16 protein-coding genes are annotated in these 25,124 nt (G+C 69.9%); 9 read left to right on the top strand and 7 right to left on the bottom strand.

What is annotated here, in order from left to right; all coding sequences use genetic code 11:
• The first annotated feature begins 164 nt into the window (after window positions 1-164).
• The 3 genes from G0D83_RS19195 (at window position 165) to G0D83_RS19185 (ending at window position 5,364) form a co-directional block, all read left to right on the top strand.
• The gene (locus tag G0D83_RS19195; protein WP_164196377.1) at window positions 165-1,553 is read left to right on the top strand and encodes an AAA family ATPase; all 1,389 of its coding nucleotides are present in this window, start codon (window positions 165-167) and stop codon (window positions 1,551-1,553) included.
• A gap of 105 nt (window positions 1,554-1,658) precedes the next feature.
• Window positions 1,659-2,699, top strand: coding sequence for a ParB N-terminal domain-containing protein (locus tag G0D83_RS19190; RefSeq protein ID WP_164196376.1), 1,041 nt, complete (start codon window positions 1,659-1,661; stop codon window positions 2,697-2,699).
• A gap of 124 nt (window positions 2,700-2,823) precedes the next feature.
• Window positions 2,824-5,364: a glycosyltransferase gene (locus G0D83_RS19185; RefSeq protein WP_164196375.1), complete on the top strand. Its 2,541-nt coding sequence runs from the start codon at window positions 2,824-2,826 to the stop codon at window positions 5,362-5,364.
• Here G0D83_RS19185 and G0D83_RS19180 read toward each other — a convergent pair.
• Window positions 5,336-6,241 carry a hypothetical protein gene (locus tag G0D83_RS19180; protein WP_164196374.1) on the bottom strand — a complete coding sequence of 302 codons (906 nt, stop codon included), beginning with the start codon at window positions 6,239-6,241 and terminating at the stop codon, window positions 5,336-5,338. The two genes, G0D83_RS19185 and G0D83_RS19180, sit on opposite strands and share 29 nt — an antisense overlap.
• 59 nt (window positions 6,242-6,300) lie before the next feature.
• A complete protein-coding gene (locus tag G0D83_RS19175; protein ID WP_164196373.1) occupies window positions 6,301-7,128 on the bottom strand; it encodes an ABC transporter permease in 828 nt (275 codons plus the stop codon).
• A gap of 86 nt (window positions 7,129-7,214) precedes the next feature.
• On the opposite strand from G0D83_RS19175, the gene G0D83_RS19170 reads away from it, so the two are divergent.
• Both G0D83_RS19170 and G0D83_RS19165 read left to right on the top strand, forming a co-directional pair.
• Window positions 7,215-8,528, top strand: coding sequence for a hypothetical protein (locus G0D83_RS19170; RefSeq protein WP_235958145.1), 1,314 nt, complete (start codon window positions 7,215-7,217; stop codon window positions 8,526-8,528).
• Between the two features lie 13 nt (window positions 8,529-8,541).
• On the top strand, window positions 8,542-9,204 hold the full coding sequence (locus tag G0D83_RS19165; protein WP_164196372.1) for an ABC transporter ATP-binding protein: 663 nt from the start codon (window positions 8,542-8,544) through the stop codon (window positions 9,202-9,204).
• Window positions 9,205-9,253: 49 nt separating this feature from the next.
• Here the strand turns inward: G0D83_RS19165 and G0D83_RS19160 are convergent, their stop codons facing one another.
• Entirely contained in the window at window positions 9,254-10,198 is a 945-nt protein-coding gene (locus G0D83_RS19160; RefSeq protein ID WP_164196371.1) for a glycosyltransferase, read from the bottom strand.
• 186 nt (window positions 10,199-10,384) lie between these two features.
• Between G0D83_RS19160 and G0D83_RS19155 the strand changes: the two genes are divergently transcribed.
• The 3 genes from G0D83_RS19155 to G0D83_RS19145 all read left to right on the top strand — a co-directional run bounded on the left by G0D83_RS19155 (window position 10,385) and on the right by G0D83_RS19145 (window position 16,591).
• The gene (locus G0D83_RS19155) at window positions 10,385-13,138 is read left to right on the top strand and encodes a DUF4214 domain-containing protein (RefSeq protein ID WP_164196370.1); all 2,754 of its coding nucleotides are present in this window, start codon (window positions 10,385-10,387) and stop codon (window positions 13,136-13,138) included.
• A gap of 191 nt (window positions 13,139-13,329) precedes the next feature.
• A complete protein-coding gene (locus G0D83_RS19150) occupies window positions 13,330-15,390 on the top strand; it encodes a DUF4214 domain-containing protein (RefSeq protein ID WP_164196369.1) in 2,061 nt (686 codons plus the stop codon).
• A gap of 190 nt (window positions 15,391-15,580) precedes the next feature.
• Window positions 15,581-16,591, top strand: a complete 1,011-nt coding sequence (locus tag G0D83_RS19145; protein WP_164196368.1) for a DUF2793 domain-containing protein — start codon at window positions 15,581-15,583, stop codon at window positions 16,589-16,591.
• 10 nt (window positions 16,592-16,601) lie between these two features.
• Here the strand turns inward: G0D83_RS19145 and G0D83_RS19140 are convergent, their stop codons facing one another.
• The 4 genes from G0D83_RS19140 to G0D83_RS19125 all read right to left on the bottom strand — a co-directional run bounded on the left by G0D83_RS19140 (window position 16,602) and on the right by G0D83_RS19125 (window position 22,975).
• Window positions 16,602-19,169, bottom strand: coding sequence for a glycosyltransferase (locus tag G0D83_RS19140; RefSeq protein WP_164196367.1), 2,568 nt, complete (start codon window positions 19,167-19,169; stop codon window positions 16,602-16,604).
• A gap of 43 nt (window positions 19,170-19,212) precedes the next feature.
• Window positions 19,213-20,226 carry a GDP-mannose 4,6-dehydratase gene (gmd, locus tag G0D83_RS19135; RefSeq protein WP_164196366.1) on the bottom strand — a complete coding sequence of 338 codons (1,014 nt, stop codon included), beginning with the start codon at window positions 20,224-20,226 and terminating at the stop codon, window positions 19,213-19,215.
• A 209-nt stretch (window positions 20,227-20,435) separates the two neighbouring features.
• On the bottom strand, window positions 20,436-20,933 hold the full coding sequence (locus tag G0D83_RS19130) for a hypothetical protein (RefSeq protein WP_164196365.1): 498 nt from the start codon (window positions 20,931-20,933) through the stop codon (window positions 20,436-20,438).
• Window positions 20,934-20,938: 5 nt separating this feature from the next.
• The gene (locus G0D83_RS19125; RefSeq protein WP_164196364.1) at window positions 20,939-22,975 is read right to left on the bottom strand and encodes a glycosyltransferase; all 2,037 of its coding nucleotides are present in this window, start codon (window positions 22,973-22,975) and stop codon (window positions 20,939-20,941) included.
• Window positions 22,976-23,199: 224 nt separating this feature from the next.
• On the opposite strand from G0D83_RS19125, the gene G0D83_RS19120 reads away from it, so the two are divergent.
• Window positions 23,200-25,113, top strand: coding sequence for a rhamnan synthesis F family protein (locus G0D83_RS19120; RefSeq protein ID WP_164196363.1), 1,914 nt, complete (start codon window positions 23,200-23,202; stop codon window positions 25,111-25,113).
• The last annotated feature ends 11 nt before the right edge of the window (window positions 25,114-25,124 follow it).

Here is a 25,124-nt window from a genome sequence, read left to right as displayed (position 1 = left end):
AATAACAACACCGCAGAAAAGGGCTGCCCTGGCTCGCAGCAACCTGCCCTCTCCCAAAACCACGAATTTGCTGAGAAAATCTGCGGATGTGCAGCTTTTGCTTTCATGTGCGCAGTTTTTCGATATTCTGCAAAAAACGCCACACATAAAGGCCGAGCAGGGACATGAAAGCCGAGATCAAGACCGAGCTCCCCCCCTATTTCAACATCGATCCCGATGCCGCGCTGAGCGCCCTCGGCGGGCCCTTCGAGACCTCCGGGTTCTCCGCCATCGCCCAGGCCTGCGAGGCGGGCCGGGGCGATCTTGCCGGGCGCGGGCTCGAGGAGAACGGTGGCCGCAGCCTGCGGCTCTTCTCGACCTGGGAGATCACCCGCTATCTCATCCCCGTCGCCATGGGGCATTTCCGCCGGGTGCTGAAGCAGAACCCCGAGTTGCCGCAGGGCCGCTCCGAGACCGAGGGCGGCGCCAAGTGGTTCACCTTCGAGGAGGTGCTGCGGCTGCGGGCGCATTTCGCCGCCGGCGGGTCGAAGACCAAGAACTACCTGCCCTGGCGCCCCGAGGGGCTGCCCGCCAAGATGGTCGCCGTGGCCAACTTCAAGGGCGGCGTCGGCAAGACCTCGACCTGCGCGCATCTTGCGATGTCCGCCGCGCTCGACGGCTACAAAGTGCTGGTGATCGACCTCGACAGCCAGGGCTCGATGACCTCGATCTTCGGCGGCAAGGTCGAGGACGAATGGCAGACGGTCTTCCCGCTGCTGGCGCGCCACTACGGTCGTCACCTGCGCGGCGAGAACCAGCGCCGGCTCGACCGCGGCGAGGCCCCCCTGCCGCTCGACGACACGCTGACCGAAGCGCTGGAGATCAAGGCCCCGGACCTCGTGCAGAAGACCCATTGGCCGAACATCGATCTCATCGGCGCGCAGCTCAACCTCTACTGGGCCGAGTTCCAGATCCCCGTCTGGCGCATGCAGGGCCGCGGCTGGAAGCTTTGGGATGCGCTGACCGAAAGCCTCGAAGAAGACGGCATCCTCGACCAGTACGACGTGATCTTCCTCGATACGCCCCCGGCCCTTGGCTACCTGACGATCAACGGGCTCGCCGCCGCCGACATCCTGCTGGTGCCGCTCGGCGCCTCCTTCCTCGAGTTCGACTCGACGGGGCGCTTCTTCGACATGCTGCATTCGACCTTCTCCTCGATCGAGGAGGCCGAGAACATGGCCGCCCGGGCCCTGGGCCGCGACGGGCTGTCGTTCCAATGGGACGCGGTGCGCGCGGTGATCACCCGCTACGACGGCACCCAGCAGGCCGAGCTCGCCGCGCTGATGCAGGCCTACCTCGGCCCGGTGCTCTCGCCGCACCGGCAGGATTTCACCGCGCTCATCGGCCAGGCCGGCGAGCAGGTGCGCGGCATCTACGAGGCGGACTACCGCGACTTCAACCGCGAGACCTATGCCCGCGGCCGCGAGACCTTCGACGCCACCTACGCGGCGCTGAAGCAGCTGCTGCTCGGCAGCTGGCGGCGCGACGAACAGGCTCTGAAGGCCGCCGAATGAGACTCTGTTTCGCTGCGAAACAATTTTCTGCGCGACGGGCTTACCCCGTCTTAACCAAGTTCGGGCGGGCTTGTGCCTGGACCCTTTCCTGACAGGAGCAGACGGATGGCCAAGCGCAAGAGACTAACCCCGCTCGAGACCGGCCCGCAAAGCAGCGAGCCCGCAGCCGCGCTCGAGACCAAATCCATGTTCACCGCCTCGCGGCGGGCGGCGCCGATCGCCGACGTGGCGGCAGGGGCCGCGGCCAGCGCCGCGCTCGAGGAGCTTTCGGAACGCTGGGAGGCTGCCCGGCGCGAGGGCAAGCTGGTGCTGGAGCTGCCGCTCGAGCAGATCGAGATGACCCATTTGGTGCGCGACCGCATCGCCGAGGACCCGGAGGAGGCGCAGGCGCTGCGCGACAGTCTGCGGGCGCGCGGCCAGCAGACGCCGATCGAGGTGGTCGCCCTGCCCGGCCGCGCCGCCTACGGGCTGCTCTCGGGCTGGCGCCGCTGCCGGGCGCTGGCGGCGCTGCGGGACGAGACCGGCGAGGCGCGCTTCGGCACGGTGCAGGCGCTGCTTCGCCGCCCCGAGGACGGCCACGCGGCCTATGTCGCGATGATCGAGGAGAACGAGATCCGCGCCAACCTCAGCCATTACGAGCGCGCGCGCATCGTGGTGAAGGCCGCCGAGCGCGGCGTCTTCGCCTCGGAGAAATCCGCCCTGGCCACGCTCTTCGCCTCGGTGCCGCGGGCGCGGCGCTCGAAGATCAATTCCTTCATCGCCATCGTGAAGAGCCTCGACCGGGCGCTGCGCTTTCCCGAAGCGCTGAGCGAGCGGGCCGGGCTGGAGCTGGCGCAGCAGTTGCGCGACCGTCCGGGACTTGCGCGGGAGATCGCGCAGGCGCTGAAGGCCACGCCCCCCGCCGATGCCGCGGCGGAGCGCGAAATCCTGACCTGCTGCATGGCGGCGAAGCCGGTCTCCGAGCCCGCACCGATCCAGAGCCAAACCCCCGAGGTAGAGCCGAAGCCCGCGCCCGAGACCCTGGCACAATGGCCGGGGCTCACCCTGCGCCGCCGCGGCTCACGGCTCGAGATCGACGGGCCGGGCGCGGATGCCGAACTGGGCGCGGATCTCGCCGCCTGGCTCTCGGCCCGGTTCGGCGGATAAACACCATGACAGGCTCTGTTCCGGCATTTGTTTCGCTGCGAAACATTTTCGCGCGGCGCCGGGCAGGGCCTGTTAGAAGACGGATCGTGCTGTAAGCGGGCCGGAAGACTGAAGGAGACGACGCGTGCTGCTGGGCCGGATTTACCGCATCTTCGAGCGCTATGCCGAGATGAACATCGCGCGGGATCTCCCGGGCACCTCGCTCACCGATGAAGGGGGCGCCGCCTACGGCGAGATCACCCGCATCGCCCTGCGCCGGCACCGCATCCATGTCGAGGGCTGGGCCGAGGCCGAGCGGATCGGGCTCGCGGTGAACCGCACCCGTGCCTGGACCGTACCCGACCTGGTGCAGGGCGGCAGCGCGCGGCGCGGCTTTGCGCTCGACATCCCCTGCGAGACCGGGCCGATCGATCTCGTCGCCGAGCGCGGCGAGGGTCTGCCCAAGGCCGGCCAGAGCCTGCCCGGCTTCTCCCAGGCCACGCTTATGCGGGCGCGGCTGCCCATGGCGCTGCGCTTCGTGGCGACGCTGGGGGCGCTCGCGCCGGTGATCTACCGCTGGAAATGGCAGGGCGATCTCGGCGCGCGCGAGGTGGTCAAGGAGCGGCTCGGGCTGGTGCCGCGCTCGGAGGCGGTGGAGATGATCTCGGCGCTGCTGCCGGAGGCGCTGCCGCCTGGCCCGCCCGAGCGCGCCGCGACGCTGATCCTTCCGGTCTACAATGCCTTCCACCTGCTGCCCGAGGTGCTGGAGCGGATCGCCGCGCATTCCGGCACGGCCTGGCGTCTGCTGCTGATCGACGACGCCTCGCCCGACCCCGAGGTGCGGCCCTTCCTGCGCGCCTGGGCCGAGGGGCGGCCCGAGGTCACCCTGCTGGAAAACCCCGAGAACCTCGGCTTCATCGGCACGGTCAACCGCGGCTTCACCGAGGCGCTGGCGCGCTGGCCCGAGGACCCGGTGGTGCTGGTCAATTCCGATGCCATGGTGCCCGCGGGCTGGCTGCCGCGGCTGCTTGCGCCGCTGGCCGACCCCGATGTCGCCTCGGTCACCCCGATGTCGAACGATGCCGAGATCTTCACTGTGCCGGTGATCTGCCAGCGCAACGACCTGGCGCCCGGCGATGTCGATGCGCTCGACCGCGTGGCGGCGGGGTTCGACCCGCGCGCCGGGCTGGCCGAGGCGCCCACCGGGGTCGGCTTCTGCATGGCGCTGGCGCCGCGCTTCCTTGCCCGCGTGCCGCAGTTCGACACGATCTTCGGCCGCGGCTACGGCGAGGAGAACGACTGGTGCCGCAAGGTGGCCGAGCTTGGCGGGCGGCACCTCTGCGCGCCCAACCTCTTCGTCGAGCACCGCGGCGGGCAATCCTTCGGCAGCGCCGACAAGCAGCGGCTGCTCGAGCGCAACCTGCGGGTGCTCGCCGGGCGCTACCCGGGCTATGACGCCGAGGTGCAGGAGTTCATCCGCCGCGACCCGCTCAACACCCCGCGGCTGGCGCTGGGGCTGGTGCTGGCGGCGCGTCGGCAGGCCGCGCTGCAAGCGGGGCCCGTGCCGGTCTACCTCGCCCATGCGCTCGGCGGCGGCGCCGAGAACTACCTGCAGGGCCGCATCGCGCAGGAGGTGGCCGCGGGCGGTGCGGCACTGGTGCTGCGGGTCGGGCAGGGCCATCGCTGGAAGCTCGAGCTCTACGGGTCGACGGGGCTCACCCAGGGCCTGACCAACGATTTTGTCCTTGTCGAGAGACTGGTGGCGCTGCTGCCCGAGCGGCGCATCGTCTATTCCTGCGGCGTGCATGAACGCGATGCCTCGGAGCTGCCGGACCGGTTGCTGCGGCTGGCAGAGCGGGAAGACGGGAAGGGCAGGCACCCGGTCGAGATCCTGCTGCACGACTTCTTCCCGGTGAGCCCCTCCTACACGCTGCTGGGCAAGGATGGCCTCTACCGCGGCGTGCCGGTGGCGGGCGGCCCGCTCGAGGCCGACCCGGCGCATGTCTACGAGCGGCCCGGCGGCAAGCGCGCCTCGCTGCGCGACTGGCAGGAGGCCTGGGGCCGGCTGATGCAGGCCGCCGAGCGGGTGGTGGTCTTCTCCGGCTCGAGCCGGGACATCCTGCTTCAGGCCTATCCGCAGATCGCGGGGCGCATCGCCGTGGTGCCGCATGTGCTGCCCGCCACGCCGCCACGCATCGCGCCGGGCGCGGGGGCCGACGGCGCGCCGGTGATCGGCGTGCTGGGCAATATCGGCGAGCAGAAGGGCGTGGCGCTCTTGCAGGAACTAAGCCGCGATCTCGCGCGCTCGGGGGCCGCGCGACTTGTGTTGTTGGGCCATATCGATCCGTCCTACAAGCTCGCCCCGCCGAGCCTCGTGCATGGCAGCTACGAGCTGCGCGACCTGCCGGGGCTGGTGGCGCGCTACGGGATCTCGGGCTGGCTGATGCCCTCGATCTGGCCTGAGACCTTCTCCTTCACCACCCACGAGATGCTGGCCACCGGCCTGCCGGTGGTGAGCTTCGATCTCGGCGCCCAGGGCGAAGCGGTGGCCCGCGCCCTGGCGCAGGGCGCACCCGGGGCGCTCTTGCCGGTGCCGCAGGGGACGCGTATGGATCCCGCCGATCTGCTGGCGGCGCTCGCCGAGGCGCGGTTGGTCTCTACGCCAGGGCTTCAGCTTCGGAACTGAGCGCAAATAGGGGCTCGTCGCGTCCGAGGAAGCGGCGGGCAATCTGGCGGTTCTTGTTGCGATAGAGCGCTTCGATCACCTGCAGCATCTCGTCCGAAAGCAGCTGGTGGCGGTAGAAGGCTGGTGCGCGGTGCCGCTCGACGATGGCGGTGCGCTCGGCCTTGAGCCGCTCGGGGTCGCCCGCGAGCCGGCGGTTGGCCTCAAGCATGGCCTGGAGGCCTTCGCGCGTCAGTCCGGAGTTGAGGGAGGTCTGACGCAAGGTAAACCCTCGAGTGAGGTCGATGCCGAGCCGGTCGGCCATGTCGGAGATGATGTCGCCGTTTTTCATTTGGCTCTTCTGATAGAGCCGGACTTCGATGGCGTCGGTGCCGAGCCCATGGGCGGCGACGTTCAGATAGTTCTGGTAGTCGAGCCGCGGGGCGACCTGTGCGAGGAACTCGAGAACGTCGCGTTTCTCGCCCACCGATTTGACATGGTGGTTGTAGAGCGAGGTGATCATCTCCGCCTGCGGCCGCAGGTAGCAGATCAGCCGGACATCGTAGCCTTCGAAGATATTGGAAATCAGCTTGAAGGCTGCGGACCCGGGCAGGCTGGCGAAGGGCAGAAGCGAAAGCTCCTCGGAAGAGACCACCACGTTCGGCAGCCCGGCGTCATCGGCTTCCTTGCGCAGAGCCTGCCACATCTCGGTTCCTTGGAGCTTATGGCGCAAGGCATAGGCCAGTTCGTGATGTCCCCAGTTCACCGGCTTCGGGGAAAGGCCGGTGCGGGGATAGAGAGCCCCCTGGCGTTCAAGCGCGGCACGGTTGTCGAAAAAGGCCTTCTGCAGGCTGGTGGTGCCGGTCTTATGCAGACCGACATGAAGGAAAAGCGTGGGCATGTGGTTCCGGGGGGATGAAGTATTAGGATAGGGGAGAAGGCCAAGGGAGGAGAATAGGCTCAGCGGTTCAGGATCTCGGCGTGGTAGCGCTGGAGCAGCAGCAGACCGAGGGCCAAGCTGATCAGCGCGATGGAGAGCACGTAGACCGGCGAGGCGAAGTTGGCGTCATAGGTCGGGTAGAAGCCCTTGCGCATGATGCCGATGATATGCACCAGAGGGTTGTACCACAGGTAGCTCTGGTAGGGATGGGGGATGGTCTCGTAGAGGTAAATGATGCCCGAGACCAAGAACAGCGGTTTGGTGACGATGCCCCAGGCCTGCTGCGCCATGGGAAAGCGCGTGAAGACGAAGCAGGTGATCGTGCCGAGCCCGAGCCCGAGCAGCGCCGCCAGCGCGAAGCTCTCGAAGATGTGCAGGAAGTCGAGCGTCACTCGGGTCTCTTCTAGCAGCATGATACCGCCGAAGATGATGTAGCTGACTAGGAGCTTGGTCATCACCCCGAGGATGAAGCGCCCGAGAATCGCATCGACGAAGGTCACCGTGGGATAGGCCAGCAGCGGTTTCGAGAAGTTCAGCGCGCTGGCGATCTTGCCCTGCAGTTCGCTGTACATGAGGAAGGGGAGCATGCCGGTGGCGTAGAACATCGGGAAGCTGATCCCGAGGCTGGGATTGCGCAGGAAGGCCGAGAAGGCCAGCGACAGCATGAGGATGCCGCCGATCGGCTCGAGGATGGCCCAGATATAGCCGCCTGGAGAGCGACCGTAGCTGGTGGCCATCTCGCGCAGGACCAGCGCGGCGACCGAGCGTGCCCCGGGAAACGAGCGCCGGCCCGAGACGGTGGCTGGGGCAGGGCTCTGGGGCGGCGGCGCAAAACCTTCGGTGCTCATTTGGGGGTCTTCCGGAAACTGGTATCTTGTGCGTCTGAGGTGTATTAGCATTGCCTTGAGGTAAAGGACATTCCCATGGGGCTCGTTTGACACAACCCGCCAAGGACAAGGCTGCCAAGCAGGCGCAGCCGCAGCAGGGGGGACAGGCTCAGCCCGGTTCCGCCCAGCCTAGCAGCCCCGCCGAGCAGAAGGCCGCACCCGGGTTGCCGCGCCCGGCGGTCGTGCCTGCCCCGGGCCAGCCGCGCAAGCCAGGTCCGAAGGCCGTGCCCCAAGCTCCGGCCCGCCCGCCAGCAGGGGCGGCGAAGCCGCGGCGTCGACACAAGCTGATGCTGTTGAGCTTCCTCGGCGGCGTCGTGCTGCCGGGCATTCTCACCGCACTCTACCTCTGGCTGGTGGCGGCGGATCAATACGCCTCTCGGGTCGGCTTCACCGTGCGCCAGGAGGATGCCACGTCGGCGGTCGACCTGCTGGGCGGGCTGACGAACTTGTCGAGCTCGAGCTCCTCGGATACCGACATCCTCTACGAGTTCATCCAAAGTCAGAAGCTGGTCTCGGATATCGACAAGAAGATTGACCTGCACGCGATCTGGTCGCCCGAGGGCTGGGACCCGGTGTTCAAACTCGAGAAGAATGCCTCGATCGAGCAGCTGCTGGCCTATTGGGGCGACATGGTCCGCATCTCCTACAGCGCCGGGCTGATCGAGGTCGAGGTCCGCGCCTTCCGTCCCGAGGATGCGACGCTGATCGCCCAGACCCTGCTCGACGAGAGCTCGGACGTGATCAACGAGCTCAGCGCTGTGGCACGCGCCGATGCGATCAGCTACTCGCGCGACGAACTCGACGAGGCGGTCGAGCGGCTCAAGGTGGCGCGCGAGACGGTCACCCGCTTCCGCAACGAGACCCAGATCATCGACCCGCAGATCGACCTGCAGAGCCAGGCCGGGCTGCTGAGCAACCTGCAGGCCCAGGAAGCCGAGCAGATCATCGAGCTCGACCTCTTGCGCGAGACCTCGCAGCAAAACGACCCGCGCGTTGGCCAGGCCGAGCGCCGGCTCGACGTGATCCGCACCCGTATCCAGGCCGAGCGCCAGAAGCTCGGCTTTGAGGGCTCGGGGGCGAACGGCCAGGTCTTCGCCGACCTGGTCGGCGACTATGAGCGGCTCTCGGTTGACCGTGAGTTCGCCGAGCGCGCGTACCTGTCAGCGCTAGCCGCCTATGACAGCGCGCTGGCCGATGCCAAGCGCAAGAGCCGTTATCTTGCCGCCTACATGCAGCCAACCAGCGCCGAGACCGCCGAATACCCGAGCCGGGGCACGCTGCTGATGGTCGTCTCGCTCTTCCTCTTCCTGCTCTGGTCGACCGCGATGCTCGTGGCCTATTCGGTCAAGGACCGCCGCTAAGGGCGCGCCGGACATGATTCGCTTCGAGAACGTCAGCAAGACCTTCGTCATGGAAGGCAAGCGCAAGACCATCATGGAGAATGTTTCCATGACCTTCCCCAGCGGTCGCTCGGTGGGGCTTCTGGGGCGCAATGGCGCGGGCAAGTCGACGCTGCTGAAGATGATCGCCGGCACCGAGCCGCCGACCTCGGGCAAGATTAGTTCCTCGGGCTCGATCTCCTGGCCGGTGGGCTTTGCCGGCTCCTTTCATCCCGAACTGAGCGGCGCACAGAACTGCCGCTTCATTGGGAGAATCTACGGCGTCGACACCGACGAGCTCATTGCCTTCGTCGAGGATTTCGCCGGGCTCGGGGTGCATTTCCACCTGCCGCTGAAGACCTACTCCTCGGGGATGAAGTCGCGCCTCGCCTTCGGCACCTCCATGGGCATCGCCTTTGACACCTACCTCGTGGACGAGATCACCGCGGTGGGCGATGCCTCCTTCAAGGCGCGTAGCGACGCGCTCTTCAAAGAGCGCATGCGCAATGCCGGAGCGGTGGTGGTGAGCCATTCGATGAAGCAGATCAGCCAGCTCTGCGACGCGGTGGTGGTGCTGGAAGATGGCCACCTGACCTTCCACGACGACGTCGACCGGGGCATCCGCGAGCACGAGGAGAACATGAAGCGGCGCGCCTGAACCTGCCCGCCGCTTGGCCATATTTCCCCTAATCAGAGACTGTTTCGCCTCAGACCCGCCCCAGCGCCGCGGCGAGGTAGAGGCTCACCGTGGTCAGCCGGGTCTGCCGGTGCAGGCCGAGTCGGCGGAAGGTCAGCATCCGTGACAGTCCCGGATGCGGACGCTCCGCGCGCAGGGTTTCGATCAGGGCGCGGTTCTCCGGTGTGAGCAGCCCCGAGACCCTCTCCAGCGCCGCGAGGTTGGCGGCCATCCAGTTCGCGTAGGTCCGCCCCAGCACCTGCCGCGCCCGCAGCAGCCGCGCCGAGAGACCCTGGTGCGCGCCCATCGCGTTGCTGAGGTGCTGGCGGTAATAGAGCACCTTGGCCGGGTCGATGACGATCTCGCCGCCGGCGCCGCTGACCAGCTGGTAGAGCCACCAGTCGTGGTAGGGGATGCCCTCGGGCACGCCCGCGCGGCGCACCAGCTCGAGCGCCCCGGCGCTGAGCGTGGCGCTGTGCCCGCTCACCACGTTCTGGGTCAGCGCATTGCCGAAACAGGGCCGGCCGCGTGGCGGGCGCGAGCCGCCGATGCGGCGCAGCGCCTGGTCGGTGTGGATGCTCTGCGCGCCGTAGAGCGCCACCGGCCCGGCATTTTGCAGCGCCGCGAGCGCCAGCGCCAGCTTGCCGGGCAGCCAGACGTCATCCTGGTCCGAGAGCGCGACCGGACCGGCGGGCAGCTCGGGGTGGCACAGCAGCGACAGGAAGTTGGCGGCATGGCCGCGCCGCGGCCCCGCGACGATGCGCACCTCGCGGCGAGGGCTCTCGGCGGCGCGGAAGGCCTCGAGGATCGCCAGCGTGGCATCGCTGGAGCCGTCGTCGCTGACCCAGAGATCCCAGGCCTTATGGGTCTGCGCCCGGTAGGACTCGAGCTGCTCCTGCAGGTGCGCGGCGCCGTTCCAGGTGGCCAGCAGGATGGTGATCCGGATCTGCCCCGAGGGGGGCTGGGGCGCGCGCATGGAGGGTCTCTTTGCCGGGGCTCTTGCCCTAGGTCATGCCGGAGCGCGGCGGAGCGCGCAACTGCGCGCGGCAGTTCTCGACAATGCGAGACATTTTGCGCGGATTTCAGGGCACGTCGTTAACCACGTGGCGAGGGTCGTGCGGGCATAGCTGGAACTCATGCCGGTCAGGACCGAGGAGCCGAGATGGCGCAGCTCCGCCATGTGACGACGCAGTTTGCCGGGGGCGCACTCGCTCCGGCGGGCGCGGCGCAGATGGTGGGGATATCGGCGCTGCTGGCGTGGCCTGCGGAGGGCGGCCTGCATCTCTACAGCGCCGGGGCCGGGCTGCTGGGCTGGTCGGCGGGGCTGGGGATCACCGCGGTCCAGGGCTATGCAGGCTCTCATTCAGGACTTTCCGCGCCACGCCGACTGCTCGCCGCAGAGATCGGCGGCGAAGATATGTTGCTGGTGCCGGGCCGCGCCGGCGCGGGGATCGAGGGCTGGCGGCTCGGCGCAAGTGGCGCGCTCGCGGAGCGGGTTTCGCTGCGATACGGCGATGGCGCGGCGCGGGCGCTGGCGGATCTGGCGGTGCTTCCGGGGCAGGGCGACGGCGCGGATCTTCTGGTCGGCGCGGGGCGGCAGGGCGCGGGGATCGAGGTCTGGCAGGCCGGAGCCGGGGGCGTGCTGCGCACGGTGGCCGCGGCTGGCGGCACGGGCCCGATTTCGGCGCTGGCGGTGGCGGAGCTTGGCGCGCAGGGCCGGGTGCTGGCGCTCTCGCCCGGGGAAAACAGTCTCTATTCATGGGAAATATCGCCCTCCGGCGCGCTCGGCGACATGCGCCAGCTGCGGGTGTACGACGGGCTGTTTCTCGACACGCCGACCCTGCTCGAGGTCACCCGGGTGGCCGGGCAGAGCTATGCGCTGATCGGCGCGGGTTCGGGGCACCTGGCGGTGGTGGCGCTGGCGGCGGAGGGCGGCATGCGGGTCACCGATCTTGTCGGCGACGATCTGGACACGCGCTTTGCCGGGGTCACCGCGCTGGCAAGCCTCACGGTGGACGGCCAGCTCTACCTGGTGGCGGGTGGCCGCGATGACGGCCTCAGCCTGCTGACCCTGCTGCCGGGCGGGCGGCTTCTGCACCTGGCAACGCTGGCCGATGACGCGGGCATGGCGCTGAGCGATCCCGCGGCGCTGGCGCTGGCGCGCAGCGGCAGCGGGGCCGGCCCCGCGCTCGAGGTCTACGTCGCCGGCGGCTGGCCCGAGGGGCCGCCGGGCGCCGGGGGCGGGATCAGCCTGCTGCGCGCCGAGCTGGGGCAGATCGGCGCAAGGCTGCAGCTCGGCGCCGGGGCGGACAGCTGGCAGGGCGGCGCGGGCAACGACCAAGTCGCGGGCGGGGCAGGCGATGACACGCTGCGCGGCGGCGGCGGAGACGACGTGCTGATCGACGGGCCGGGGCGGGACCGGCTGCACGGCGGCGCCGGGGCGGATGTCTTCGTGATCGGCGGCGATGGCGAGCTTGACCGGATCGACGATTTCGAGCCGGGGGTGGATCGCATCGACCTCTCGGGCATGGGGCGGTTCTACACGGTGGCGGCGCTGACCATCACCCCCAGTTCCACCGGCGCGCGGATCAAGATCGGCGGGGATGTGCTGCAGGTGCGCAGCGCCGCGGGCACCCCGCTCTCGGCGGCGGATTTCGACATCGGGGACCTGCGCGACCTGTGGCATCTGGGCACCAGCCCGATCCCCGAGCCGCAGCCGGTGGAGGAGGTGCCGGAGGAGGAAGAGCCCGGATCAGAGCCTGAACCGCCGGACGAGCCGCCAGAAGGGTCGCCGGGGGGCTCTCCGGGCGGAACGCCGACCGCCGCCGGCAGCCTGCTGCTCGGCGGGCCGGGGGACGATGTGCTGAGCGGCGCGGTGAGCGATCCCGGCTTCGATCCGGTCGCGGCGTCGGTCTACCGGCTCTACCGCGCCACGCTGGACCGCGCCCCTGACGCGACCGGGCTCTGGAACTGGAGCACGCGGCTGCTCTCGGGCGAGCGCGATCTTGTCTCGGCGGCGGCGGGATTCACCGGCGCGCCCGAGTTCCGCCAGACCTATGGCGCCCCCGATGACGCCGGTTTCGTGACGCTGCTCTATCGCAACGTGCTGGGCCGGGAGCCCGAGCCGCAGGGGCTGGGCAATTGGACCGCGCGGCTCGAGACGGGCCTGAGCCGCGAGCGGGTTGTGCTGGGGTTCTCCGAAAGCCCCGAGTTCATCGCCGCCAGTGCCGCGGGGGCGGTCGGGCACAGCCGCGAGGCGCTGCAGCAGGGCTGGGTAGATGATGTCTTCCGGCTCTACCAGGCGGTTCTGGACCGCGCCCCCGATCTGCCGGGCCTGCTGAACTGGAGCGCCCGGCTGGCGCAGGGCCGGTCGTCTCTGGAGGTGGTCGAGGGGTTCACCGCCAGCGCCGAGTTCCACCAGAGCTACGGCGCGCTCGACGCGGCGGGCTTTGTCGCGCAGCTCTATCGCAACGTGCTGGGCCGCGAGGGCGACGCGCCGGGGCAGGCCAACTGGACCGCGCGGCTCGAGGCGGGGGTGACCCGCGCCGAGGTGGTGCGCGGCTTTTCCCAGAGCGCCGAGTTCACCGCCCGCTGCGCGCCGGACCTGCTGGCTTTCCTGCGCGGGCCCGGAGAGGACGACCTGCTCGACGGCGGCGGCGGCGCCAACCTGCTGGTCGGCGGCATGCTCTCGGATCGCTTCGTCTTTCGCGCCGAGGCGCGGGGCACCCATGTGGTGGCCGATCTCGAACGCTGGGACCTGCTGGTCTTCGAGGGCTTCGGTTTCGGCTCGGCGGCGGAGGTCCGGGCGCATCTGGATCAGGGGGAGCAGGGGGTGGTGTTTTCCGCCCAAGGCAGCAGCGTTACCCTGCAGGGGGTGGTTCAATCTGATATTCACGATGACATGTTGCTGTTCTAGGGCCGGCCAGTGTCAGGCCAGAGCCGGGCCCATACGGGGCGCGTGCGAAACCCCGTCAAGCCTGTGGCCGGTGAGGGGGGAGTGAGCTAGCTTTGGCAGGTTAGACCTACCTGTAAGCCCGGCTTCCAGGGGTTTCAGAGTTCAGAAGTTCGGAATTTCCCAAGCACCAGAGTAGAAAAACGAAGGACATCATGTCGACCCAGACCCCCACCGCCTTTGAACAGCAGATGCTGGAATACATCAACCGCGCCCGCCTCGATCCCACGGGGGAGTTCGACGCGCTGATCACTGACGCCGCCAGCGGCACCGGCGCCCAGGCCAACATCACCCAGGCGCTGGACTACTTCGGCGTCGACCTCGATCTCTTCAAGCAGCAGCTCGCCGCCTATGACCCGGTGGCGCCGCTGGCCTGGAACAGCGCCCTGGCCGATGCCGCCGACGGCCACACCCAGCTGATGATCGACACCGAGACCCAGGCGCACCAGATCGGCGACGAGCCGGTGCTGCGCGACCGGGTCTTGGCGGCGGGCTACACCGGCTGGACCCGGCTCAACGAGAACGTCTTTTCCTATGCCGAGGATCCGCTGCACAGCCACGCGGCCTTCTACATCGACTGGGGCGCCGGCCCCGGCGGCATGCAGAGCCCGGCGGGCCACCGCAACGCCATTCTCTCCTCGGGGGTGACCGAGATCGGCATCGGCGTCGCCGCCGCCTCGGGCAAAATCGGCCCCTATGCGATGACGCAGGATTTTGGCACCCGCGCGGACTACCAGTCGCAGCTGCTGGGCGTGGTGATCGACGATGCCGACGGCGATGACTTCTACGACATGGGCGAGGGGCTGGGCGGGATCACCGTCACCGCCACCGGCGCCGCGGGCACCTACACCACCACCAGCTGGGGTGCAGGCGGCTACCAGCTGGTGCTGCCGGACGGGGTCTACGAGGTCAGCTTCTCGGGCGCGGGGATTTCCGGCGACCTGAGCTACACGGTGCGCATGGATGGCGAGAACCTCAAGCTCGACGCCATCGCCGACGAGGCGGCGGGAGGAGACCTCGTCTCTTCGGCGGCGCTGATCCAGGGCACGGCGGCGGACGAGCTGCTGCAGGGCACCGGCACGGTGGATCAGACCCTGATCGGGGGGGGCGGGTCGGACACGCTGCTTGGCGGCGCGGGCGATGACGTGCTCTTCGGCGATCATGCTCTCGAGCGCCCGGCCGAGGGCGACACGGTCTACCGGCTCTACCTGGCAACGCTGGATCGCGCCCCCAACCTCGAGGGCTACGGCAACTGGTCGGAGCGGCTGGAGAGCGGCGAGATGACGCTCGAGCAGGTCGCGGCGGGCTTCACCGGAAGCCCCGAGTTCCAGAACACCTACGGCGCGCTCGACAACGAGGGCTTCGTCACCCTGCTCTACAACAACGTTCTGGACCGCGACCCCGATGCCACCGGGCTGGCGAACTGGACCACGCGGCTCGACGATGGCTCCTGGAGCCGCCCCGAGGTGGTGCTGGGCTTCTCGCAGAGCCCCGAGTTCATCGGCAACACCGCGGCGGATGCGGCGGCCTACGGCATTCACCACCACGCCGTGACCGGCGAGACCGTGGCCTCCTGGGGGGACGATGTCTTCCGGCTCTACCAGGCGACGCTGGACCGCGCGCCGGATGTCACCGGCTTCGACAACTGGAGCGGCCGGCTGGCCGACGGGCAGTCCTATCTCGGGGTGGTCGACGGATTCGTGCAGAGCCGCGAGTTCCAGAACACCTACGGCGCGCTCGACAACGGTGATTTCGTCAACCTGCTCTACAACAACGTGCTGGGCCGCGAGGCCGATGCCACGGGGCTGGCGAACTGGACCGAGCGGCTCGACACCGGCATGAGCCGCGCCGAGGTGGTGCAGGGCTTTGCCCAGAGCGCCGAGTTCACCGCCGGCACCGAGGCCGATTACGAGGCCTGGATGCGGAGCCAGGGCACCGATGACGTGCTCGAAGGCGGCACCGGCGAGGATGTGCTGGTCGGCGGGACCCATGCGGATCTGTTCATCTTCACCAGCGGCGGCAGCGCCACGATCGCCGATTTCGAGGGCTGGGACACGCTGCGCCTCGAGGGCTTCGACTTTGCCGATGCGGCAGAGGCGGAAGCGGCCTTCGTGCAGGACGGCGACGACCTGCTGCTGACCTCGGGCGGCTCGGACCTGGTGCTGCTGGGCACCGATCTCGAGCTGATGACCGGGGCGCGGCTCGAGCTGGCCTGAGGGCCGGAGCCGAAAACATTCTCTGATCCGGGCGATCTCGCCCGGATCGATCCTTTCTCGAAGCCTCCCCAAGGGACGCCTGGGCCGTTGCGCGTCGCGCGCGCGGCGGCGCAGGATTCGCTTAAGAGCGCTGCGCCTACCCTGCCTGCCATGAGCCTCCGCGAGGGGGTATCGCGCAGGGAGCCGCCGCATGTCCGATCTGTCCGCCAATCTCTCGCTGCCCTATCTCGCCCCGGCGCAGGCGCAGAAGCACGTCACCCACAACGAGGCGCTGCTGCGGCTCGATGCGCTGGTGCAACTGGCGGTGCTGAGCCGCAACCTTTCCGAGCCGCCCGCCGCGCCTGCCCGCGGCGCGCGCTACCTGCTGCCCGCGGAGGCCGGCGGCGCCTGGTCGGGGCAGGGCGGGGCGCTGGCCTTCTGGGACGGCACGGCCTGGCAGTTCCTTGCGCCGGGGCCGGGCTGGCGGGCTTTCGTGCTCGACGAGGCGGCGGCGCTGGTCTGGCAGGGCGGCGATTGGCAGGAGATGCCGCTGCCCGGCCGGGGCCAGATGCTCGAGCTCGGGGTGAATGCCGCGCCCGACGCGGTGAACCGGCTGGCGGTGGCCTCGGAGGCGACGCTGCTCAGCCACGCCGGCGCTGGTCACCAGTTGAAGATCAACAAGGCTGCGGCGGGCGACGCCGCCAGCCTGCTCTTCCAGTCCGGCTGGTCGGGCCGTGCCGAGATGGGCTGCGCCGGGGGCGATGATTTCGCGGTGAAGGTCTCGGGCGATGGCGCGAACTGGCGGACCGGGCTGAGCGTTTCGGCGGCCACGGGGGTGGCGCATCTGCCGCAGGGCGCGCGGGTCGATGGCGCGCTCTGCGGCTCGGGCGTGCTCGGCACGGTGGCGCAGGCGGCCGGCGAGAGCACCGGCGCGCTGCTCGAGCAGGGCTCGGGCGCCGAGGGCAGCTATTTGCGGCTGGCGGACGGCACGCAGCTTTGCTGGCATAGGCTGACCAGCAGCGCGGCGGGGGCGGTCGGCTGGAGCTACCCGGCGGGGTTTGCCGCGCCGCCCGTGGTGAGTGGCAGCTGTGCCTCGGGCGCGGCGCAGCTGCTCTCGGTGGGCGCGGTGGCCGCGGGCAGCGCCGGGATCTCGGCCTGGGATCTCAGCGGCGCGCGGGTCGCCACCGCCTGCGCGGTGCTGGCGGTGGGCCGCTGGGTCTGACGCCCCGGCCTCAGCTCGCCCGCGGCGCCTGCAGCTCGGCGAGGATGTCCCGCAGCCGCCCGCCGTAGCGTCCGGCGATGGCGTCTACCGAGAAATTCTCCCGAATGTGGGAATAGGCCGCCTCGGCCTTGGCGCGGCTGGCCTCGGGGTTGTCGCGCGCGGCGCGCAGCTGGCGGGCGGCATCGGCGACCGAGGGCTCGGCCCAGAGCGAGCCTTCGCGCACGAAGATGTAGTCGCCCTGCTCGAGCGGCACCTCCTCGTAATCCACCAGCCAGGCGGTCTCGTCCGAGCAGAAGTCCATGTTGCCGGAATAGGCGGTGCAGATCACCGGCACCTTCAGCGCCATGGCCTCGATCATGCCAAAGCCCCAGCCCTCGGACTTGTGCAGCGAGATGTAGCAATCCGAGCCGGCCTTGAGCTGCAGAAGGTCGCGGTAGCTCAGCGTCTCGTTCATCACCACGATGCGCGGATCGCTCTCGATGATCGCGTCGACGCGGTTCCAGAGCGCCACCTGCACCGGGTCGAAGACCTTGGTGCGGTTCTGCGTCTTCACCACCAGCCGCGCCTCGGGCACGCCCTCGAAGGCCTGCTGGAAGGCTTCCAGCACCGCCACCGGGTTCTTGCGCTGCACGAAGGAGAAGCTGTCGAAGGCGACGAGGCAGACGTGGTGGCTCGCATCGAAGCCGAAGCGGGCCTCGACGAAGCCGCGGGCGGTCTCGCGGGTGATGTCGGGGTGCTCCTCGTAGCACATGCCGACGTTGACCACCGGCTTGCCCTCGGCCCCCGGCTTGTAGATCCGCAACCCGTAGTCGGTGGAGACCCAGATCTCGTCGAGCAGCGACATGCCGAGGTAGTGGCAATAGGCCGGCATGTCGAGTTCCCAGAAGAAGTAGCCGATGTTGTAGGCGCCCGAGAAGACATCGGGCTGGTAGGCATAGGCCAGCGGCACGGATTCCGCGTTGAGATGCAGCAGGTTGATCTTGGCCGGGCCGTAATCCTCGATCAGCGTCTCCGAGGAGAAGCCCTCGGGCGCCGGGTTGTCGAGGTCGAAGTCGACGCCGCGCACGTCGAGCCCGGTGGCGCGCAGGATCTCGGCCGAGAGCCGCGTGGCCTGGCCGAGGCCCGAGGCCTTGGCCAGCGGGCCGATGAGCTGCACGTCGACCTCGCGGCGGGCGGGATCGGGCAGCGGCATGGCGGCGGCCTCGAAACGGTTGCCGGCCTGGTCGAAGGTCAGGAAGGCGCGGCTGCCGAGGTCGAAGTACTTGCGGCGCAGCGCCGCGGTGTAGCGGGCGCGGGGCAGGGCAATGGGCTGGAGGGTGGGCTCATCACCCTCTTCGAGGAGGGCGTTGATGAAGAGTTCGAGCTCCGAGGCGCCGCCGGAACCGCCCGGGGCGAGCAGCGCGTCGATCTGCTCCTGCGGGATGTAGCGCAGCAGGTCGGGGCGCTGCGCCGCCTGCAGCAGCAGCACCAGCATCAGGGTCTTGCGGCCCTCGGCGGTCTCGATGTCGAGGAACTTCAGCTTCGGGTTCTCGGCGTGGAAGCGCGCGGCGAACTGGCTCAGCGGGAAGGCGGCGAGCCGGCGTGCCGGGGGCACCTCGCGCAGCGCCTCGGCGACCTCCTCCGGCACCAGGCAGTCCTCGAAGTAGAGCGTGGCCACGTCCTGATGCGCCCACCAGAACAGCACGTCGAGATAGGCGTCGCGATCGTTGAGGTTGAGCCGTCCCAGCATGTCGGGCCGGCCCATGAGCCGCCACCACATGACGCGGGTGAGCGTATTGGTCTGCCCGCCCATGGTCTGCGGCGCGTTGAGATAGGCGATCTGCTGCGCCGAGACCGGGATGCGGTGGTTCTCGCCGCTGCGGTAGGCGCTCATGTACCAGTAGAGGTAGTGGTCCTGGCACTCGAGCCCGGGCTCGACCGGGAAGCGCTCGTTCAGCCGGTAGCGGTAGCGCACGTAATCGAGATAGGCGGGCTGGCCGCTCTGCGGGATATCGGGGACCAGCCGCTCGGTGGTCAGGAGATTGCGGTGCCGGCTCAGCGCGGGCCGCGGCTCGGGCGCGGAGGGCAGGGCCTCGGCGGCGGGGGTCTCATCGAGCAGCGCGCGCAGGGCCGCCAACTCGCGCTTCAGCGCGAAGCGGCAGCGGGTCACCAGGTCGGCCCCGGCGCCGGGCGCGGCGTCCTCGACCTCGAGCTGCAGCCGTCCCAGCTCGATCCCCTCCGGCCCCTCGATGCGCAGGCGCAGCGCGCCGCCGGCCTCGGCGATCTTCTGGTGGTGGATTTCCGACAGGCGGAACTGGAAGCCGCAGGTCGTCTCGCCGCCGGTCACGTCGCGCACGTCCTCGCGCAGCTCATCGGCGACGCGGGCGTCGATCAGGGTGGTCCCGGCGTAGAGCCCGACCGGCACCCGGCCCTTCTTGCTGTCGTGGCGGATCACCCAGCCGCGCAGAACACCGTCATCGGAGAGCCCGTCGAGACTGCCGCGGAAGGCGCCGTGGTACTGGTGGCCATCGGGCGGCGGCGGTGGGCCCTTCAGCACCCGGCGGGCGGTGGAGCGGAGCTTGGAGAGCAGCGGGCTCATCGGGATTTCCTTGGGCAGAAGGGCAGTCGGTGGGGCAGGCGGCTCAGGCGAGTGCGTCGTAGTCGGACTTGGCCATCATCCGCGCCAGGGCGCGAATGTCGGTGCGCGCCTCCCAGCCGAGCTTCTCGCGCGCCTTGGTCGCGTCGCCGATCAGCAGGTCGACCTCGGCGGGGCGGTAGAACTTCGGGTTCACCTTCATCACCAGCTTGCCGCTCTTGCGGTCGGTGGCGGTCTCGGCTTCCCCTTCGCCTTCCCAGGCCAGATCCATGCCCAGCTCCTCGGCGGCATAGGTGAAGAAGTCGCGTATCGTCGTGGTCACCCCGGTGGCCAGAACGTAGTCATCGGCCTCGTCCTGCTGCAGCATGCGCCACATGCCCTCGACGTAATCACCGGCAAAGCCCCAGTCGCGCTGCGCATCCATGTTGCCAAGCTCCACCGCCGCCTCGCCGCCGCGGGCCAGCGCCGCCAGGCCGAGGGTGATCTTGCGGGTGACGAACTCGGCGCCGCGCAGCGGGCTTTCGTGGTTGAACAGGATCCCCGAGCTGGCGTGCAGGCCGAAGCTCTCGCGGTAGTTCTTGGTGATGTAATGGCCGTAGACCTTGGCCACGCCATAGGGCGAGCGCGGGTAGAAGGGCGTGGTCTCGCTCTGCGGCACCGCTTGCACGAGGCCGAACATCTCGGAGGTCGAGGCCTGGTAGAAGCGTACGTCCGGGCGCAGGCTGCGCAGCGTGTCGAGCACCCGCACCACGCCCATGGCGTCGACGTCGGAGGTGTAGATCGGCAGGTCCCAGGAGGCGCCGACGAAGCTCTGCGCCGCGAGGTTGTAGAACTCGTCCATCTCGATCTTCTGGATGGTGCGGAAGATGTTGTTCTGCTCGGTCAGGTCGAACTCGTGCAGGGTGACCTGGTCGGCGATCCCCAGCAGCTCCAGCCGGACAGTCTCGGAATGGGAGATGCGCCGCACCCCGCCGTGGACCTCGTAGCCCTTCTCGAGCAGCAGCTTCGCGAGATAGGCGCCGTCCTGCCCGGTGATGCCGGTGATGAATGCTGTCTTCATGGGGTCCTGCCTCTGAAACGTCCGTGTCCGGGCGGTATGCGCCGCCTTCTTGGTCCCTCTCCTGCGCGGGAACCCGTGCAGGAGCAGGACAAGTCCGTAGATTTGATAGAGGCCCGGTGGGGGGGGATCAAGCGCACAGGGCCAGCACCGTACCCCTGGGGCAAGGTGCTACATGCAAGACACGGCCTGGGGGGGGACCCGCGCAATGATCAGCTGCGCCGCAGCCGGGACAGCACCGCGTTCAGGCGCCGGCGCAGAGGCCAACGCGGGGTGACATCGAGGAGCGTGAGGCCGAGCTGGCGCTCGTCGGGTCCGGCGCCCTCCAGCAGCGGGCTGCCGAAAAGGTCGAAGGCGAGGGTGAGCGCGGTGCTTTCCGCTCCCGGCGCATGGCGCGGCGTCGCTAGCAGCAGGGTGACAGGTGCGGTGCTGGTGAGAACACGCTGCAGAACCGGCTGGCCGGGGCTGAGCAGGCGCAGCGTGCCGGGGCGCTCCGGGCTGGCGCAAAAGGCCCGCAGGGTCAGGCGCAGCGGCACCGGCTCGGGGAAATGTCCGGCGGTGATCTGCAGCGTGGCGCGCGGGCTGCGGGTCCAGGCCGCGCCTGCGTCCGCGGGATCCCCGGTGTGCCAGCCGCGGCCAAGGCGGATCCCGGTGCTCAGCTCGCGCCCTTCCATGGGCTGCTCGAAACGGCTGTGAGGCGGCAGCAGCATGGCGTTCATCCCTCCGGTGTCAGGCTGAGGTCGAAGAGCCCCAGCCCGGCCAGGCCGCGCTCCTGCCCGAGGCCGAGATCCGCCGGGGTGGCCGAGGAGAGCGGCTCGATCAGCAGCACCGCAGGGGCGGCTTGCAGGTCGGCCGCCTGCAGGTCGAGGTCGATCTCCACCGGGGTGCTGCTTTGCCAGCGCGGTTCGGCCAGCAGCCTGCCGTTGCAGGAGATCCGCGCGCCCGAGGGGTGCTCGGGGCTGGCCACCGGGCGCAGGCTCAGAACGAGGCGCTGCGCCGGGGCGCCGGGCAGGATCGGCAGGAAGAGCGCCAGGTGCGGCGCGCGCGATCCGGCGCCCCAGGCGGCACTGGCCTGCAGGCCCGGGGCGAGCAGGGCGCGCTGCGCCGCGAGGCCGAGGTCGATCTCCTGCGGCAGCAGGCCAAAGCTCCAGTCCTGCGGGTTGGGAAGCAGATAGAGCGGGTTGCAAAGCTCGGGGTCGAACAGCCGCGCGAAGCCGAGACCGAGGCCGGGGGGCAGTTCGAGCACCAGCGGCAGCTCGCCTGCCCCATCGAGCGCGCTGGCGGGCAGGCGCAGCAGCAGGTCGCCGGGCAGGCCGGTGCCGGTGACCGGCGCGGCATAGAGACAGGCCCTGCCGCACTGGACGCGCAGCTCGGCGGTCTCGCCGTCGGCGCGTGTGCCGCTGATGCCGAGGTGCAGCAAGAGCGCCTCCTGCCCGGGGCGCAGCGCGCGGTCTCCGCGCAGCCAGAGCTCGGCGCGCGGCGCGGAGGTCCGGCGCAGCCCCTCTTCCGGTGCCTGCCAGCCAGCGCCGAAGCGGATCTTCTGCTCGGTCGCCTCGCTGCCGGCCCGGGCGATCTCGCCGGCGAGCAGCGGTGGGAGGATCTGGTCGGGAGACGTCTCTGGGGGCGTTTTTGGCGGGCTCTGCAGCGCGCGCTGGTAGGCCTCGCCGGTGGCGCGGGCGTAGCCCTCCCAGGACATGTGCCGGGTGACATGCGCGCGCAGCGCCTCGGCGCGGTCGGCGGCGCCCGAGTCGGCCAGCGTGGCCGCGAGCGCCGCACGCAGGCTCTCGGGGTCGGCGGGGTCGCAGTAGCGCGCGAGATCGCCGAAATACTCGCGCTCCGAGGAACGCTCCGAGAGCACCAGCGGCACGCCCGCCGCCGCCGCTTCGAGCGCCGCGAGCGAAGCGCCCTCGGCCCAGCTCGGCAGCACGAAGGCGCGGGCGCCTGCCAGTGCCGAGCGCAGCATCTCGCCGCCGGGCTCGAGCCGCCCGGGGCGGATCAGCCGTTCCCCCAGCTCGGCGCGGATCCGCGCAGCATAGCCCGGATCGCCGTCATGGCCGACCAGCACCAGATCGAGCGGCAGGTCCCGCAGCGCCCGCGCGAGGCTGAGCTGGTTCTTGCGCGGCTCGACGCGGCCGATGCAGATCACGTAATCGCCGGCGCCCGCGGGCAGGTGGGCCTGCCGGAAAAGCGCCGGATCGCCGCCCGGCCAGAGCGCCGCATCGACCGGGTTGTGGATCAGGCTGGCGCGTTCGGGCGGCACCTCCGCGCCGAGTGCCGCCAGCGCCGCGCGCTCTGCCTCGCTGAGGAAGATCACGTGATCGCAAAGCGCCAGCATCTCGCGCACCATGGCGTGATAGCCCGGGGCGATCTCGTGGTGCTGGCCGCGGGTCTGCAGCTGGCGGCGCAGCGCGGCGCGGGTCTGCGGCGGCAGATCCGGCTGCTGCAGGGGCTCCCAGAGCGGCATCTCGCTGAAATCGAGGTAGATCGGCGAGAAGACCACCCGCTTGCCCGCGGCCCTGAGATCGCGCAGCGCCGCCAGCGCGCTCTCGGGCGGCCAGACGTTGAAGAGATGCACGGTCTCCTCGGGGATCTCCGCGGCGCTTTCGTAGAGCCCGGTCTCTGCGGGCCAGCCGATCTGCCGCAGCGCCTCGGCGCTGCGCGGCACCCGCACGCTGGGGCCGCCGAGCGTGCGGTCCTCGCCGCCATGCAGCAGCAGGCGCACGGGGGCGGAGGAGGGGTCGGTTTCGGCCATGCGTCTCTTGGGGGTCTCTTCGGGCGAGGGATGTGCCAAGGTTCTCGCAGAGCCCGCGCGCAGCGGCAAGCGCAGGGCGCCGGGCGGGGCCTGTGGCGTGGCTGCCGCGGCACGCGAGGCTGGCGGCGCGGATCTGGCAAAGCTGGAGCGGGGCGGATAGCTAGGAGAAAAGCATCCGGCGCCGCGCCTTTCGGGGGCGGAGCCGGGCGGGACAGGAGCATCTCTTGAGGCTATTTCTGGCAGCGGCGCGTATCGGACGGAGCCCCTATTTCGACCGCTCCTGGTACGTCCGACGCTACCTGCCGGGCGCGCGCCCGGTCTTTGCGGCGCTGCACTACCTGCGCGAGGGTGCGGCCGCCGGCTTCGATCCGGGACCGGGGTTCAGCACCCGCGGCTATCTCGCCGCCCATCCCGATGTCGCCGCCGCCGGGGTGAACCCGCTCTTGCACTACGAGCGCTACGGCCGGGCCGAGGGGCGCGAACTGACGCCGCCGCTGGGGCCGGTCGCCCGCCCGGAGCGGGAGGGACGGCAGGCCGCCGAGATGGCGGTGATCGTGCATGCCTATCACCTCGAGGTCTTCGACGCGCTGCGCCGGGCTCTGGCGGCCTTCCCCGAACACGCCGATATCTACGTCAGCTACCCGCGCGGCTCGAAGACCCATGACGAGGCGCTGATCCGCGACGCCTTCCCGGGCGCGGTGCCTGTGGCGGTGGACAACCTCGGGCAGGACGTGGGCGCCTTCCTGCAGGTGCTCGAGCGGATCGACCGGCGCGGCTACCGGGTCTATTGCAAGTTGCATTCGAAGATGGGCGACAAGCTGCCCGCGGTCTGGCGGGAGATGCTGCTGCGCGGCACGGTCGGCTCGGCGGCGCGGGTGGCGGAGTTCGAAGCGATCTTCCGCGACCAGCCCGAAGTGCTGCTCGGCGGCGCCCGCGAGCTCTTCCTGCACGGGCCGAGCTACCTGCTGGGAAATGCCGCGGCGCTGACCAAGCTGCTGGAAAAGGCCGAGGTTCCCCCCGACGTGCTTGAGAGCGATTGGGGCTTTTTCGGCGGCACCTTCTGCTGGCTGCGCGCCGAGCTGGTCGAGCGGCTGATGGCCTGCCTCGGTGCCGGGGAGTTTCATCCCGGGCCGGTGCAGCGCGATGGCCAGCTGGCGCATGCCGGCGAGCGGTTGCCGGGGCTCTTGGCTCAGGCGATGGGCGGGCAGGTGGCGCTGGCTTCCTGCCTCGATGCGGAGGCGCCGGTCGAGGTGATGCCCGGGCTGCCGCGGGAGGCACCGCGCCGCAACATCCCGATGACCGAGCTGCTTGGCGGGCTGGGCACGCGCTGGATCACACCGGCGGTGGCGGCGATGGCCGGGGGGCAGGCGCCGGGGCTCGGCGCGGACCGGTGCTACAGCCCGGCGGCGCGGGCCGCGGCACCGGTGGGCGATTATGCCATTCTCACCCCGACCGGCGACCGGCCCGAGGCCTTTGCGCAATGCCTGCGCATGGTGGCGACCCAGAGCCTGCAGCCACGGGAATGGATCGTGGTGGACGACGGCGCGCGCCCGCTGACCGAAGATATCGCGCTGCCGGACTGGGCGCGCTACGTACGCCGCACCCCGGGCCCGCAGGATCCGCCCCACACTCTGCCCTGCAACGTGCTGGCGGGACTGGAGCACCTCAGCGCCGAGCGGGTGCTGATCTTCGAGGATGACGACTGGTACTCGCCGCTCTACGCCGCGTTCCTGCTGCCCTGGCTGGACAGCTTCGATCTCGTCGGGCTCAACCTGATCCGCTACTACCACCTGCAGGGGCGCGCCTGGAAACATGGCTTCCAGCCCGCCCATACCGCCTTTGCCCAGAGCGGCTTCCGCCGCGGCCCGGCGTCGGAATGCCTGGCGCGCGTCTGCCGCTCGGAGAACGACGAGATCCGCCAGCAGGGGCTGATCGACCGCCACTGGTGGCACGGTTTCGAGGGGCCCAAGTACCTCATTCAGGATCATCCGGCGCTGCACCTTGGGCTGAAGGGCGGCACCGGCCGTCCCGGGCTCGCCTCGGGCCATGACCGCGCCGAGGTGGATTACATCCCTGACCCGGAGGGGGCCTACCTTGCGCAGGTGCTGGGGCCGGATAGGGTGTATTACGACAGCTGACTGCGCGCCGG

It is taken from the genome of Salipiger sp. PrR003, assembly GCF_010500785.1.
Taxonomy (GTDB): Bacteria; Pseudomonadota; Alphaproteobacteria; order Rhodobacterales; family Rhodobacteraceae; genus Salipiger; species Salipiger pacificus_A.
This window is presented reverse-complemented; position numbering and strand designations above follow the sequence as displayed.

What these genes read in the sequence shown, in the direction of transcription:
- G0D83_RS19195 (WP_164196377.1), top strand. Translation starts at nt 165, where the DNA reads ATGAAAGCCGAGATCAAGACCGAGCTCCCCCCCTATTTCAACATCGAT.
- G0D83_RS19190 (WP_164196376.1), top strand. Translation starts at nt 1,659, where the DNA reads ATGGCCAAGCGCAAGAGACTAACCCCGCTCGAGACCGGCCCGCAAAGC.
- G0D83_RS19180 (WP_164196374.1), bottom strand. Translation starts at nt 6,241, where the DNA reads ATGCCCACGCTTTTCCTTCATGTCGGTCTGCATAAGACCGGCACCACC.
- G0D83_RS19175 (WP_164196373.1), bottom strand. Translation starts at nt 7,128, where the DNA reads ATGAGCACCGAAGGTTTTGCGCCGCCGCCCCAGAGCCCTGCCCCAGCC.
- G0D83_RS19165 (WP_164196372.1), top strand. Translation starts at nt 8,542, where the DNA reads ATGATTCGCTTCGAGAACGTCAGCAAGACCTTCGTCATGGAAGGCAAG.
- G0D83_RS19160 (WP_164196371.1), bottom strand. Translation starts at nt 10,198, where the DNA reads ATGCGCGCGCCCCAGCCCCCCTCGGGGCAGATCCGGATCACCATCCTG.
- G0D83_RS19155 (WP_164196370.1), top strand. Translation starts at nt 10,385, where the DNA reads ATGGCGCAGCTCCGCCATGTGACGACGCAGTTTGCCGGGGGCGCACTC.
- G0D83_RS19150 (WP_164196369.1), top strand. Translation starts at nt 13,330, where the DNA reads ATGTCGACCCAGACCCCCACCGCCTTTGAACAGCAGATGCTGGAATAC.
- G0D83_RS19145 (WP_164196368.1), top strand. Translation starts at nt 15,581, where the DNA reads ATGTCCGATCTGTCCGCCAATCTCTCGCTGCCCTATCTCGCCCCGGCG.
- G0D83_RS19140 (WP_164196367.1), bottom strand. Translation starts at nt 19,169, where the DNA reads ATGAGCCCGCTGCTCTCCAAGCTCCGCTCCACCGCCCGCCGGGTGCTG.
- gmd (WP_164196366.1), bottom strand. Translation starts at nt 20,226, where the DNA reads ATGAAGACAGCATTCATCACCGGCATCACCGGGCAGGACGGCGCCTAT.
- G0D83_RS19130 (WP_164196365.1), bottom strand. Translation starts at nt 20,933, where the DNA reads ATGCTGCTGCCGCCTCACAGCCGTTTCGAGCAGCCCATGGAAGGGCGC.
- G0D83_RS19125 (WP_164196364.1), bottom strand. Translation starts at nt 22,975, where the DNA reads ATGGCCGAAACCGACCCCTCCTCCGCCCCCGTGCGCCTGCTGCTGCAT.